Genomic DNA, 12,740 nt, shown 5'->3' with positions numbered 1-12,740 from the left:
CCCTGAAAAAGTATTCTCACAGGCTGCAAAGTATTGAAAACCAGCGGGATCATATCTATGATAAATGCGGATTTGATATTAACTTTTCGCCAGAAACCGGCCAAACCGGGCCAAAACCTTGCGAAAAATGAAGGGCTCCCTCCCCAATCAGGATCAAACCGACCTTTTCCGTAATCGCCTGACCTCGATCATCAGTCTGGACCACGAACTCTGCCGTCTGGCCGGGGAGATCGACTGGCAGTGGATCGATGCGGAGCTGGACGGCTACTATGCGCGCGAGGGACGCCCCAGCATTCCGGTCCGTACCATGGTGGGTATGCTGTTGCTGAAGCGGATGTACGATCAGAGCGATGAGTCGGTACTGGCGCGCTGGGTGGAAAATCCTTACTGGCAGTACTTCACCGGCGAGACCTACTTCCAGCACCGCCCACCCTTCGATCCGACGGACTTCGTCTACTTCCGCAAGCGGGTCGGGGAGGACGGTATGGAAAAGATTTTGAGCCTGTCGGTGCGCCTGCACTGCGGAAGTGAGGTGGAAGAGGAGGTACTGGTGGACACCACCGTGCAGGAAAAGAATGTGACCTACCCCACCGACACCAAACTGGCCGTAAAGATCATCAAGTACTGCTGGAGCTACGGAGAGCAGGAAGGCGTCCGGTGGCGTCAGTCCTACCGCTTTGTAGTGAAGCGGTTGCGCCTGGCGACCTACGACGGCGGCCATCCGCGGCGGCGGGCGGGCGGCCCACCGTGCTCAGCGCAAACTGCGAACCATCGCCGGGCGCTTGGTGCGGGACCTACGGCGTAAACTGCCGGACGAAGCGCTGGCCTACTACGGCGATACGCTGAACCTGTTCGAGCAGGTGCTGGCGCAGCGCCGCAGCACGAAGAACAAGCGCTACAGTCTGCACGAGCCGGCGGTGTGGTGTATCGCCAAGGGTAAAGTCCACCGGAAGTACGAGTTCGGCTGTAAGGTATCAGTGGCCCGTACAGCCTTATCCGGTGTTATCGTCGGTATGAAGAGCTTCGTCGGCAATCCTTACGATGGCGATACACTGGCTCCCGCGCTAAACCAAGTGGAGCGTATACGGGAGAATGTTGGGGGAGATCGACCAACTACCGCCGTGGTGGACCGCGGCTACCGGGGCCGTAAGCACCTAAGCGGCACCGACGTACTCATCCCCGACCGGGGAACCAAAGAGCAGACGTACTACGAAAAACAAAAGCAGCGTAAGCGCTTCCGGCGCCGGGCGGGGATAGAGCCCGTCATCGGTCACCTCAAGGATGATCACCGAATGCGGCGCAACTTTCTGAGCGGAGAATTAGGTGATGCAGTCAACTGCCTGCTGGCTGGGGCGGCCTTCAACCTGGTCAAGCGCCTGAATCAGTTGAAAATGCTGCCAGTGATGGTCATGCTGGTGCTGATCCAGCTGGCAGTTGTCATCTTTTACGCCTGCGTTGAACTGCTACATCGGGTAAACCTGTCGACGGCATACCATCGCAGAACAGCTATGGGAGCGATTTAGCCCCAAACCGGACCGCGGAATATGTTTTTCAGGGACGACTAGGTAGTAGTTCGAAGTTGATGGAAAGGGAGGGCACCAGTGGAAACAGGGCATGGTGCACAAGGCGGTGCTTTTTACCTAGTTATATCAGGTGAAGAGGCAATTAAACCCGGTCCTAAACCTGGGCTTCCGGGATGCCTGTGCCTTTCGGCCCGGTGTGATCCTGCCGGAGCGCTGCATCAAATCGCGCACCACACTGTACCGGGTACTGTACCTGCATACCCGCCCACTGTTCCCGCTGCTAAAGCGAATGGACTTGGTAACGACCACCACCGAACTGGGGCACGTGGTGATTCATCCGCGGTCTGAGAAGCGATTGGAGGTGAGCGAAATCACTGCGGCGGCGTAGGTGCCACTTCGGTAAAACGCCTTAGACAATCTGTGATTCGCTTAGGTAGCGCCCTCCGGAGATCCGCAACTTTGCTATGTCAAACCACTAAACGTATTTCTTGCTATGTCTACCACCAAATTCGGCAAACAGGGCTGGACGCCCGAGCGCCTCCACAATCTCAACGGCAGAACCTACCTTATCACCGGCGCCAACGCCGGGACCGGCTTCGAAGCGGCAAAAATTCTCCTCAAGAAGGGCGCGGAGGTCGTCATGCTCAACCGCAGTGCGGAACGATCTCAGGCCGCGATAAACGACGTGAAGCAGGAACTCGGGGCAGGTGCTAACGTCCGCTACATCCTCATGGACCTGGGCGATCTTTCCTCCGTGCGCACGGCCGCCGAGGAGGTACTCGCCACCACTCCCCGCATCGACGCCCTAATCTGCAACGCCGCCGTGGCGCAAGTGGCCAGCCAGGAGTTTACCAAGGACGGCTTCGAGAGCCAGCTGGGCATCAACCACTACGGTCACTTTCTGCTGGTCAATCTGCTCTACGATCGCATTGTCGCAACGGCCGGTCGCATCGTGGTTGTCGCCAGTGAGGGATATAAAATGGGGTTAAGGACGATCCAGTTCGACGACCTGAATTTCAACGAAAACTACAGCCCCAATACCGTCTACAGCCAGAGTAAACTTGCACAGATGCTGTTTGCCTACGAACTGCAGCGCCGGGGCGGGGCCGCCGGTAGAAACGTTTCGGTCTACGTCTGCCACCCCGGGGCTTCCAGTACTTCCCTAATTCGTAAGGACAGCCCCCTGATGACGCGCATCACCTGGTCACTGATGCGGCGATCGCCCCTGGTGCAGTCGGCCGAACGGGGAGCCTACCCGGAGGTGATGTGTGCCACGGAGCCCGATCTGGATCCGCTGGCTTACTACGGTCCGACAGGTATGATGAACATGAGCGGCCCCGTCGGTAGGGTCACGCCGGAGTCCCACGCCCAGGATTGGAAGGTAGCCGCTAAATTGTGGGACGTGAGTGAGCAGGCAACCAAATGTAAGTGGAACCTTAATGCAGTATGTAAGTGGAACCTTAATGCAGTAACCGTAACTTCTTAATCGCATGGACATCCTGAAAGCCGCCGTCGACTGGGCGCGCGCCGAAGTCTTTTCCTCCGTTTTCTTCATCGTTTTCGGTCTGGCCTTCGTGGCCGCCGGAATCGGCTTCTGGCAACTTGGTAAGACGGAGATTGCCCGGGCCTACATTTTCCCCAGTTTGGTGGCGGCGACCTTGCTGTTGGCCGCTGGGCTGGGCCTCTTTTTCACCAATCAGGGTCGGGTGACCAACTTCCCCGCCCAGTATGAGGCCAACCCCACTGCCTTTGTCCGGACGGAGGTGGCCCGCGCGGAAAAGGTCATGGGGGAATATGAATTGGCGATATTTAAGATTATTCCAGTGATCATCGTCGTCGCGGCTTTATTGACGGTATTCGTCGACGCTCCGCTGTGGCGGGCGATCGGCATTACGACCATCGCGCTGATGGCCGTGACGATGCTGATCGATAGCAACGCGAATGCGCGGGTGATCGAGTATCACGAACAGCTAATGCAGGTGTAGTAATTCTCCTACCATGACCAATATTGAAAAGATCAACTCCATCACGGAACTCCACGAGATGCTCGGCCTGGGTAAACCCCTTCACCCCGCCATCTCCCTGGTCCACACCAGGGACGTTATTCTGTCGGAGAAGCTATTCAATCACCGGTACGTCTGGGATTTTTACATGATCTCCCTGAAGTTCGAAGATTGCGTGCTGCACTACGGGCGGCAGTACTACGATTTCGCCGAGGGCTCATTGATCTTCACCGCACCGGGGCAGGCCTTTGAGGCTACGAATCAGCCCAGCGCGGTCAGCGAACACAGCTGGGCACTTTACTTCCATCCTGATCTGCTCCGTAAATCGGACCTGGGTACGAAGATCAAGTCCTACGGATTTTTCTCCTACACCTTCAATGAAGCGCTCCACCTTTCCGAGCGAGAGAAAGCGAAGATCACCCGCTGCATCGAAGCCATTGAGGACGAATGCCAGCAACACATCGATCAGCGCAGCCAGACCGTCATCGTAGCCAATCTGGAGCTGCTGTTGCACTACTGCAATCGCTTCTACGACCGGCAATTTTATACGCGCAGTCCCCACCAGGGCGACGTGGTGGAAAGGGTAGTGGCCCTGCTGCTGGACTATTTCAACTCCGATAAAGGACTGCGTCACGGCATTCCCACGGTAAAGTTCTGCGCCGAGCACGTCAATCTGTCTCCCAACTACCTCAGCGACCTGCTGAAGAAAGAAACTGGCAAGAACACCCAGGAGCACATTCACTATCACATCGAGCGGGCGAAGAATGCTCTGCTGGCGTCCGACGAGCCGGTCAGTGCCATCGCCTACGATTTAGGTTTCGAGCACCCGCAGTCGTTCGGTACGTTGTTCAAGAAGAAGGTGGGGATGCCGCCGAGCCGGTTTCGGCAGCTGAATTGAGGAACTTTGCTCCTGCGCGCCGCCGCCCTCAAAGCAATACGCAATTATCTGTTTTGCTTGACCTGGGGTGGGAGCAATGGGCAGAAGCGTGAACATTGCGGTAAGGATACGGGCGTGACTGGAGGACTTTTCGATTAGCGTACGGTGATGGTTTGCGTATTTTCCCGTTCCGCCCGCAGGCCGTACACGTACCGGAGCGTTTCGCCCTCGCCTACCGCGGCCCGGTAGGTGCCCGGCTGGGGTACCCGGGCCTGCCAGGAAGTGCCCCTGATGCGCAGGGAGGAAATCACCTCGCCCGTGTGTTCATCCTGAATAGTTTCCACCTCTCCCGGCTCCGTAAATTGGAGCGTGGGCAATTCGTAACCGGCGAAGATCGCGAAGTTGTCGGTCTGGCTAAAGGTCACCGGCCAGCCCGGGTACGGACGGCTGCCGGGGGCGAACATGTCTACGGCGCGCGGCCAGCATTCGTAAGTGATCTCCCGCGCCGCTTTGCTGAAGCGAATGACGCCGTAACCGGCCGCCCGGCCGTGGAGGGGGTCCTCCCCTACGGTGTTGTTGGTGTCGCTGGGATTGGCCACCGCGTGCACCGTAATTTTGTTATGAAAGCCGTCTTCGTACTCGCCGGTGTACTCCCGGGCTCCCGGCTGCCGGTGCCGACCGGGTTCATCCGGCAGCCACCAGCGCATCCAGAAGTTGGCCACCGCCGGTACGGCAAAGGAGTAGCCCGCATCGTTCCAGTCCGTGATGCCGTGGCGGATGACGGAGCCCAGGTGCTGGTCGCCGGCGATCATGCAGGCAAAGCTTTTGCGAATAACGGACAGCGCCCTGTTTCTGCCGGACTGTGGCCAGCCGTTGGAATCGTAGCTGAACGCAGTCCTGTTTTCCAGCGTGGGGGTATGGGTAGTCAAGTTCGCGAAAATAGTCGCTGAGAGGACCGCCTTCATTTCGGCGTCTTTCCAGTCGGTGGTCCAGTGCTCGAGGAAGTCCAGTTGGCGCCGTCCGAGTAGTTGCGCTTCCGGTACATCCATCTCGCGGGTATCCCGGTACGGTTTCCCGGTCAGCACCCGTTGCGGCCCCGACTTGAACTTGCGGTCCTCCACGATGGCGAAGCTGATTCCGCCCCACGTCAGACTGGTGTAGTAAACGCCAATGCCCCGCTCGACCGGTGTGGGGTCGTAGGGGTCGGGTAAGTGGCTTGTCTGTGCGCGCTCCACTTCCCGGATGTATTCCACCGGCATATAGTATCCGCCGGACTGCCCGTTGCGGTCTTCGCTGCGCCTGCCGCCGTCGCCCCAGAGGTTGCCCTGACCGATGTCGTGGTCGTCCGGGATGGTGATCGTAGGGGTGTTGCGGATAATATCGCCAAAGGCCTCACCAAAGGCCAGCCAGTTGTCCAGGTGATTGCTATGGTCGTACACCTGATCGCCGGCAAAGAAGAGTAGGTCGGGCTGCAGGCGTTCCATATTATCGACGATATCGTTCATCGGCAGCTGGCCCCCGTGCTCGATCACGTTCGACCAGCACGAAAAAGCGGCTACTACGATTTCTTCGCGGTTTACGGGGTTCTTGCGTACGGTGCCCGTGTAGTAATCCCGCTCGGCGTAGGCAACGCGGTAACTCTTCTCCCGGGTGTCGTCCCAGTCCTCGATCCGGAAGTGGGCGGTGTAGCCCGGATAGGTGATGCGTGCATCCTGTACCGTACGCCACGCGCCGTCTTCCAGCAGCTGCAGGCTGGCGGAAAAAGGCTCGTAGTTCTGAATCGGATAAAATTGCGCCGTCAGCTTCAGCGTGTTCTCGTGGACCGTATAGAGGGCAAAACAGATTCGCCCCCGAGATGTATTCTCCTCCGGCTGGGCCGCCGAACCGGAGGATACGAGCAGCAGGCCGACGAGCAGCAGATTGACCGTACGCAACAAGCGGCTTTTTCCGGTCGGGGCTGAAGGGGGAAAAGGATTCATAAGTACGGATGGTTTTCGCGGGATACCGCGGCGTGAATGGCCGCGGGGGCAAGGTCCGCCGCCCGCACGGTAATCATTTCTTCTGACGGTTCCGGGGCTACCACATATGATCAACTATCCGTCAGACGCTTCCCGCCCGCGCTAGTATTGGGTCAACTGTTTAATCAATCGACCCATGCAAAGACACCTTGCCTCATTTCTTTAGTTGCTCTGCTCCCTGACGCTTTCGGCCCGGGACTACTACGTATCCAAACCCGGGAGCGACGCGAACGACGGATCCCACGATCAGCCCTTCCTGACTAACTCCCACACAGCGGGCCTCATTGGGCGAAGCCAGAGCCCAAAAGAATTGTGTTTCGGCCCTGCTGGTGGGCCGTAACGGACTACCTGACCCGCGAGTTATCGCTATAATTCACCCTTAATAGTGAACAAGAACGAAGTCACCGACTGAACTCAAAGTCACCCAGGCGGCCGCACTTAAGAACTACAATGAGAATGTATATACCTTTAACCAAAATAAACTACACGGGATAAGGGTAGAAACGCTCACGACCAGCCTCTAAACAATTCCGTGCCGAGAAACCAGCAATCAACGAACATGGCGGATAAACTGCGCAACAAGAACGTACTCATCACCGCCGGCGCCCAGGGGATCGGCGAGGCGATTACCAAATTATTCATCGATAGCGGAGCGAACGTCGCGATCCATTACTTTTCCAGTGCGGAGACCGCGGAAAAACTGGTAGACTACGCCGTAGGCAAAGGGCAAAAAGCAGTAGCTGCGCGGGGCGACCTGACCATGGAAGCCGATGCGCGGGCCGTAGTCGAGAAAACGGTCGAAGTCCTGGGGGGGCTGGACATCCTGGTCAACAATGCGGGTTCCCTGGTTGCCCGCAGGAAGCTCGAAGAGATGGACGGTACGTTCTGGACCAAGGTGATGGACATCAACCTTACTTCCATGATGTACGTCACCAAAGCGGCCATGCCCCACCTCATTAAGAATGAGCACAGCAGTATCGTGAATCTGGCCTCGTTAGCCGGAAGAAAGGGAGGCCACGCCGGATCGCTGGCTTACTCGACGAGCAAAGGAGCCATTCTGACCTTCACACGCGCCCTTGCTTCGGAGCTGGGACCGCACGGCGTGAGGGTCAACGCAGTGGCCCCCGGTCTGATCCTCGGTACGGCATTTCACAACACCCACACCACCGCTGAGTCGGCCGCGAAAACCGTTGAAGGTATTCCCATCAACCGGGCGGGGAACGCCGATGATGTCGCCCGGGCTGTTGCCTACCTGGCTTCCGAATACGATGGCTTCATCACCGGAGCTACGCTGGATATTAATGGCGGGGCCTACAATACGTAGCCCAGCCCGCTGAGATTCGCATAAAAAAGACACCATGAACGTAACATTCCCCTCGATCTGCTGCGCGCTGCTCCTAATAGCCGGCTGCGCGGACGGAAATAACCAACCGAAGGAATCGGAAGCAGCAGCTGAGGTCTATGCCAGCGACGTCCTTTCATTTTCCGATCGCTGGAATCTGATCCTGGGAGATGGTTCCAACGTAGGTCATCCAAATGATTTCGAGCATCCGGACTTCTTTTACGTGGCCGAAAGTGACTGGGTCGTCTTTAAATCGCCGAATGCCGGAGACACCCACGGCACGTCCAACAACACGCGCACGGAACTGGCGCAGACGAAAAAATGGTCTCCGGATACCCCCGCAAAACTGTCCGCCCAGCTCAAAGTCATGAATGTATCGGCAACGGGCGATGCGCGGGTTGCGGCATCGTACTCCGTCGTTGTCGGGCAGATTCACAGTGCGGATGGCCACGAGAACGAGCCGCTGAAGATATTTTACAAGAAGTTTCCCGGTCATACCAAAGGTTCCGTGTTCTGGCACTACGAGATCAATACGGCGGGCCCCGATAATGCGGGCAGGTGGGATTACTCGACCGCCGTGTGGGGCCACGACTTCTCCGTGGTCGGCAGTGAGGAAAATACTTACCCGGAGGAGCCGGCCGATGGCATTGCCCTGGGGGAAACGTTCGGTTACGAGATCGAGGTAAAGGACGGCCTGATGCGGGTGAAGTTCATGAGTGAAGGACACGAGACCAAGGAGTTCACCAAATCGCTGGTGGACTCGGAGTACACCTCTGCGGCCGACATCCCCGAGCAAACCCAGCAGCTGTTCGTGCCCATCGGTCAGGACGGCCTGGAGCGCGAGGAGGCCTACGCTGATGAATACCTCTTTTTCAAATTGGGTTGCTATAACCAGACCAACGGCAAATCTCCCGAAGTAAACAGGAACTGGTGTTCCGGCGCGGAAACCTTCGGCGGTGATCTGCAAAAGCAGTACGAAAGCGGTAACTACGCCGAGGTCTGGTTTAAGGAGGCAAATATTACCGTGAGTGATGCGGCCGTGTCGAATGAAGGGTACTTTATTAAGAACGACTAAAGCCACTTAAGCGCATGTCTGAAAATTTTTAGGGACTCAAATTAGCGATCGACAGTAGAACCAGCTGCATGTTGGCTAGGAGAACGAATCCGGTGGAATTTTCTTCCGTTCGCTCGTAATCCTTGATGATTCTGCGGTACCGATTGGACCAGCCGAAGGTCCTTTCGACCACCCAAAGCTGAGCTTCGACTACAAAACCCCGCTGGGCAGGATCACGTACCGGACACTCAAAACTGGAGGTGCTCATAATAGTGGACAGCAACTTCGCTGAAAGCTTGTCAGTTAGTCTGTTGTGTTTTCTTTTCCTAGGCTTGTCGTACCGTTAACCCCTGAAGGGACGTGTGTATTCGGTTTGTGTTGTACCACCCTTCGATGTAGTCGAAGATGACGCACCAGGCTTGTTGGCGGCTAGCAAACTCCTGGAAGTCGATGCATTCGGTCTTGATCGTTTTTGAAAAAGGACTGCGCTACGGCGTTGTCCCAGCAGTTTCCTTTACGAGACATGCTCTGGGTCGCCCCGGCGCAGGCTAGTTCTTCCCGGAAGCTGCCACAAGAATACTGGGAGCCGCGGTCGGAGTGGAAGATCAAATCGTCCTGCGGCTTATGCTTGGCTACCGCCTGTTTAAGGGCGGCCACCGACGTGGTCTCAGCGGTCATCTCGTCACTGATCACCCAGCTAACGATCGCTCGATCCGCCAGGTCCAATACAATATTAAATTAGTACCATTGGTGATCGATCTCGAAGTAGGTGATGTCGCTGACCCATCTAGTGGCCGGCCGGTCCGCGGTGAAGTTGCGATCTAAGGATTACCAGCTACGGGCGAATCGTGCGCAGAGTCCGTTGTAGTAATCTAGCGTTTCTTACGTTTGGGGCTAAGGCCTTTACGCCGTATGCGTCGGCCTACGGTAGCCCGGAAGACGCGGATGCCCTGCCTGGCCAAGTCATGCCAGATCAGGGGACTACCGTAAGTTCCCCGGCTGGTTTCAAACGAGCGATGGAACAGTCCATCTAGGCGGTCATCCCGCCGTTCGACGTTCTCCATCTGCTTGTACCGTCGGTTGTCGCGTTCCAGTTCGGCTTCGCGTAACTGCATTTTCAGCCGGGCAATCTGACGCTCCTCGTCGGTCATGGTCTTAATCCCCTGACCGGATGGCTCTACCTGGTTTTCCAAGCCGAACTCTTGTCGCCAGCGGGTTAAGGTAGTGGCCGCGATACCGAACTTATCGGCAACATGAGTGATCACCGCATCCGGTTTGAAGCTTTGTTTTACCAGTTCCAGGCGCTCCTCCCAAGTGAATCATTTTCGTAGTTTGGACATGATGTCGGGTTGAAGATTTGAAATATACCAAACCTTCCAGGCCGAAGTCACTGTCTATTTATTTGAGCACCTTCAATACATATTCAAGTCCACCCATTTCCAGCGTTAGCGCGACAGGTCATAATCCTTATCTCCTCACCTAACAGTCAACGACTGAAAGGTTATGTAGTATTCTTGAACGACTCCCTTAGAACAAAAAGTTTAACAGTGAAATACAATCACCAACAAAATTGGGTTCTTCCTCAAAAATATTCGACTAGCTTTGGATTTTGAAGAAGCTGGTTGTCATACTAGCTCAAAAATATTTGCTCGGTTAAATTTAAAATTAAGATTTTTTCTATACCTTGTCGTCGCATCATCTAAGTTTACTATTGTCAACGACGAAATGATGTTCTATACTCACTTGTGTTTTGCCTCAGATTTCACACTTGCATAGAAATATCAGACGCTACCAGCTACGGTTGGTGGTACTTGTGGTAGTAGTAAGCTTTGTCAAGGTACAATTCGCCCACAGCCAATCTATCCCTCTTGATTCAATGCGCTGGGCACAGCAATCCGTAAGTTTTTTGCTCCCGCAACCCGAATTGTCAGCATTGTCTCTACACTCACTCGACAGCTTGCAGGTTCACTCAGCTAATACGGAAGTTTCGATTGATAATTATTACCAGTCATTTGAGTCCACTGATTCATCGGCTAGTATAAGGCATCATATGGTAGCATCCATAAATCGGCGGCAAACAATCTTTGGAGTAGAATTTACCCTTGGAGGTACGGTTTCTCTTGAGGACGGCTCGCCTGATCTTGATCGTTCCGGTGTCACGTTTGCATTCGATCGACGAGACTTAATTGAACAGATCAAGCCCGATTTTGCTGCCGCGCAGAATGGTGCGGACTTCCTCAAAAGATCCACGAACTTGGACCCCTCAGTTCTAAGTGCCTACAAATACGAGTGTCTTCGCTCGTACCTCGATTTTGTAAATAGCGAATCCTATCGAAGTATTTATGTTGAGGCAACTCATGTAGCTGATTCGCTCAAGGGGTACGTTGAGGATGAGTTCGACCCGGCCTCGTTGGAGTTGGTCCGCAAGAAACGACTCTTGGATTCGCTGTCTAGGTTTTACGACGGTATTTGGGAGGAAGTTTCGTCTTTGCCAGCTGCTCAACGTATGCATGGCAAGCATTTATTGGACTCACTTCGCAGGTTTATCCCCAACGAAGACCCAGTAGAGGCGACGCGCCGAAAACTGTCAGAAAGAGGGGAACTGACCGGCTGGCGGCGCTTTCTTCTGGCAACAAAAGATTTTTCTGTTGGCAATACGCGGCTCCCTTACGACGGCAGTACTTCGATCGGTCTTCCCATTCGAGGTTTGAGCTACGCGTATGACAAAGGTGGAATCACCGCAGATATACAAATTGGTAAGCGGGTGGCCAGTCGACGGTTCGTGCCACGTGATGGTATAGCATACCACGATTTCCTTCGTGATTTTATGGTAGGGCGCATAGCTGTAGGTTATCACTTTAACAATCTTGGGAATTACAAATTGTCGATACTTTCCGCTAGGGAAACGAGGCGACAAGATCCAAAGGATTCGAGTCGGCGATTATCTATACCGAAAAAAAACCGCGTTCTAACTTTTTACGGAAGCACACCATTTGGGGAAAAATTCGGATTGGTTTCGGAAATCAGTCATTCCCAATCTCGTGATGGAAATACTTCCTTACTACCGGATGTTGTTGAGGGTGAGGACTTGGCGGCGGAAATATCGGCTAGCGCGGGTTTGAGTTATGAGACCGAATTCATTAGGGCGGAAATAAGTGGATTTCGTACCGGATTCGCATACCAAAGCTTGGCCAATCCCTACCTTTACAACGACTATCAAGGCCTAGAAGCGAACCTAAAAATTACCTCACCGCGTGGCTCACTTGATGGCAGCTTCAGTTTGGCTGGAGGATACGGAACCACTCCCGCAACCTTAAATCAGTTTCGACTGCGCGCTCAAGGGCAGATTCGACTAAGCGTGGCCCAGAATGGGCATCTGTTGGCTATGGCCTCGCCTAATTTGTACCGCTACGAAGTGACTGGCCAGGAAGGTCTAACGGAAAGTAGCATATTTCAATTAATTTACAATCAAATTGGTTATATCAATAATCATCCCTGGGATATACAGGCCGGAATCACTAATTTAAATCAGGGGATTACGTGGGCGGATTCAACTTCTGCTTCTACTAATCTCGTAGGCACACTGAGTGGAACACTTGCAGTATCTGAGGCGCTATCTTTTTCAACGGATGTGCAGCAGACCATACTATACGATGCTACACGACCACTTGACAACCGTTTCACGTATGCACTGAATGCATCATTGGGGAAAAACCGTCGAGTTGGTGGGGGAATTCGCTATGGCACCCTTTTCTATAGTAATGTTCCTTCGTGGAGTGGTGAACTAGACATAACTGTGGCAATAGGCAAGTGGGCATCAGCACACCTGAGTTTCCTGTATCAACCTGGTCAAGACACCTCACAGAGTGAATATAGCGCACCAAGCATTGTCAGCCAACAAAATTGGTTCTCAAAATTCTAGT

General features: G+C 54.6%; 14 protein-coding genes and 1 pseudogene. 9 read left to right on the top strand and 6 right to left on the bottom strand.

From position 1 onward, the window contains the following. Positions 1 to 127: 127 nt before the first annotated feature. The 6 genes from GGR28_RS02970 to GGR28_RS02945 all read left to right on the top strand — a co-directional run bounded on the left by GGR28_RS02970 (position 128) and on the right by GGR28_RS02945 (position 4,424). The gene (locus GGR28_RS02970; RefSeq protein WP_183494223.1) at positions 128 to 805 is read left to right on the top strand and encodes a transposase; all 678 of its coding nucleotides are present in this window, start codon (positions 128 to 130) and stop codon (positions 803 to 805) included. Then, positions 786 to 1,523: a transposase gene (locus GGR28_RS02965; protein WP_319936703.1), complete on the top strand. Its 738-nt coding sequence runs from the start codon at positions 786 to 788 to the stop codon at positions 1,521 to 1,523. Before GGR28_RS02970 ends, GGR28_RS02965 begins: the two co-directional genes overlap by 20 nt. A 130-nt stretch (positions 1,524 to 1,653) precedes the next feature. Next, complete coding sequence (locus tag GGR28_RS02960; protein WP_183494221.1) at positions 1,654 to 1,911, top strand: hypothetical protein; 258 nt, start codon at positions 1,654 to 1,656, stop codon at positions 1,909 to 1,911. A 105-nt stretch (positions 1,912 to 2,016) separates the two neighbouring features. Further along, positions 2,017 to 3,009: an SDR family oxidoreductase gene (locus GGR28_RS02955; protein WP_183494220.1), complete on the top strand. Its 993-nt coding sequence runs from the start codon at positions 2,017 to 2,019 to the stop codon at positions 3,007 to 3,009. 4 nt (positions 3,010 to 3,013) lie between these two features. Beyond that, positions 3,014 to 3,508, top strand: a complete 495-nt coding sequence (locus GGR28_RS02950) for a hypothetical protein (RefSeq protein WP_183494219.1) — start codon at positions 3,014 to 3,016, stop codon at positions 3,506 to 3,508. 13 nt (positions 3,509 to 3,521) lie between these two features. After that, positions 3,522 to 4,424 carry a helix-turn-helix domain-containing protein gene (locus tag GGR28_RS02945; protein ID WP_183494218.1) on the top strand — a complete coding sequence of 301 codons (903 nt, stop codon included), beginning with the start codon at positions 3,522 to 3,524 and terminating at the stop codon, positions 4,422 to 4,424. 134 nt (positions 4,425 to 4,558) lie between these two features. Here the strand turns inward: GGR28_RS02945 and GGR28_RS02940 are convergent, their stop codons facing one another. Then, on the bottom strand, positions 4,559 to 6,382 hold the full coding sequence (locus GGR28_RS02940) for an alkaline phosphatase D family protein (protein WP_183494217.1): 1,824 nt from the start codon (positions 6,380 to 6,382) through the stop codon (positions 4,559 to 4,561). A gap of 598 nt (positions 6,383 to 6,980) precedes the next feature. Between GGR28_RS02940 and GGR28_RS02935 the strand changes: the two genes are divergently transcribed. Together GGR28_RS02935 and GGR28_RS02930 are read left to right on the top strand one after the other, a co-directional pair. Next, positions 6,981 to 7,745, top strand: coding sequence for an SDR family NAD(P)-dependent oxidoreductase (locus GGR28_RS02935; protein ID WP_183494216.1), 765 nt, complete (start codon positions 6,981 to 6,983; stop codon positions 7,743 to 7,745). 34 nt (positions 7,746 to 7,779) lie between these two features. Then, positions 7,780 to 8,838 carry a polysaccharide lyase family 7 protein gene (locus tag GGR28_RS02930; protein WP_183494215.1) on the top strand — a complete coding sequence of 353 codons (1,059 nt, stop codon included), beginning with the start codon at positions 7,780 to 7,782 and terminating at the stop codon, positions 8,836 to 8,838. A 28-nt stretch (positions 8,839 to 8,866) separates the two neighbouring features. Here the strand turns inward: GGR28_RS02930 and GGR28_RS02925 are convergent, their stop codons facing one another. From GGR28_RS02925 to GGR28_RS19285, 5 genes and pseudogenes are all read right to left on the bottom strand, one after another. Further along, positions 8,867 to 9,100 (bottom strand): transposase, encoded by a 234-nt coding sequence (locus GGR28_RS02925; RefSeq protein WP_183494214.1) that lies wholly within the window; start codon positions 9,098 to 9,100, stop codon positions 8,867 to 8,869. Between the two features lie 43 nt (positions 9,101 to 9,143). Beyond that, a complete protein-coding gene (locus GGR28_RS19425) occupies positions 9,144 to 9,284 on the bottom strand; it encodes an IS3 family transposase (RefSeq protein ID WP_183494534.1) in 141 nt (46 codons plus the stop codon). Next, positions 9,247 to 9,543: a DDE-type integrase/transposase/recombinase gene (locus tag GGR28_RS19420; protein WP_183494213.1), complete on the bottom strand. Its 297-nt coding sequence runs from the start codon at positions 9,541 to 9,543 to the stop codon at positions 9,247 to 9,249. The genes GGR28_RS19425 and GGR28_RS19420 overlap by 38 nt, the downstream gene beginning before the upstream one ends. Positions 9,544 to 9,689: 146 nt before the next feature. Beyond that, positions 9,690 to 9,881: an IS3 family transposase gene (locus GGR28_RS19290; RefSeq protein WP_319936702.1), complete on the bottom strand. Its 192-nt coding sequence runs from the start codon at positions 9,879 to 9,881 to the stop codon at positions 9,690 to 9,692. 54 nt (positions 9,882 to 9,935) lie between these two features. Then, positions 9,936 to 10,124, bottom strand: a pseudogene (locus GGR28_RS19285) (transposase); the annotation flags it as partial. A 743-nt stretch (positions 10,125 to 10,867) separates the two neighbouring features. Here GGR28_RS19285 and GGR28_RS02905 point away from each other — a divergent pair. Beyond that, the gene (locus GGR28_RS02905) at positions 10,868 to 12,739 is read left to right on the top strand and encodes a hypothetical protein (RefSeq protein WP_183494211.1); all 1,872 of its coding nucleotides are present in this window, start codon (positions 10,868 to 10,870) and stop codon (positions 12,737 to 12,739) included. The last annotated feature ends 1 nt before the right edge of the window (position 12,740 follow it).

It is taken from the genome of Neolewinella aquimaris, assembly GCF_014197245.1.
Classification (GTDB): Bacteria; Bacteroidota; Bacteroidia; order Chitinophagales; family Saprospiraceae; genus Neolewinella; species Neolewinella aquimaris.
Note: the sequence above shows the minus strand (reverse complement) of the source record. Positions and strands in the feature narration are given on the sequence as shown.

What these genes read in the sequence shown, in the direction of transcription:
- GGR28_RS02970 (WP_183494223.1), top strand. Translation starts at nt 128, where the DNA reads ATGAAGGGCTCCCTCCCCAATCAGGATCAAACCGACCTTTTCCGTAAT.
- GGR28_RS02955 (WP_183494220.1), top strand. Translation starts at nt 2,017, where the DNA reads ATGTCTACCACCAAATTCGGCAAACAGGGCTGGACGCCCGAGCGCCTC.
- GGR28_RS02950 (WP_183494219.1), top strand. Translation starts at nt 3,014, where the DNA reads ATGGACATCCTGAAAGCCGCCGTCGACTGGGCGCGCGCCGAAGTCTTT.
- GGR28_RS02945 (WP_183494218.1), top strand. Translation starts at nt 3,522, where the DNA reads ATGACCAATATTGAAAAGATCAACTCCATCACGGAACTCCACGAGATG.
- GGR28_RS02940 (WP_183494217.1), bottom strand. Translation starts at nt 6,382, where the DNA reads ATGAATCCTTTTCCCCCTTCAGCCCCGACCGGAAAAAGCCGCTTGTTG.
- GGR28_RS02935 (WP_183494216.1), top strand. Translation starts at nt 6,981, where the DNA reads ATGGCGGATAAACTGCGCAACAAGAACGTACTCATCACCGCCGGCGCC.
- GGR28_RS02930 (WP_183494215.1), top strand. Translation starts at nt 7,780, where the DNA reads ATGAACGTAACATTCCCCTCGATCTGCTGCGCGCTGCTCCTAATAGCC.
- GGR28_RS19290 (WP_319936702.1), bottom strand. Translation starts at nt 9,881, where the DNA reads ATGGAGAACGTCGAACGGCGGGATGACCGCCTAGATGGACTGTTCCAT.
- GGR28_RS02905 (WP_183494211.1), top strand. Translation starts at nt 10,868, where the DNA reads ATGGTAGCATCCATAAATCGGCGGCAAACAATCTTTGGAGTAGAATTT.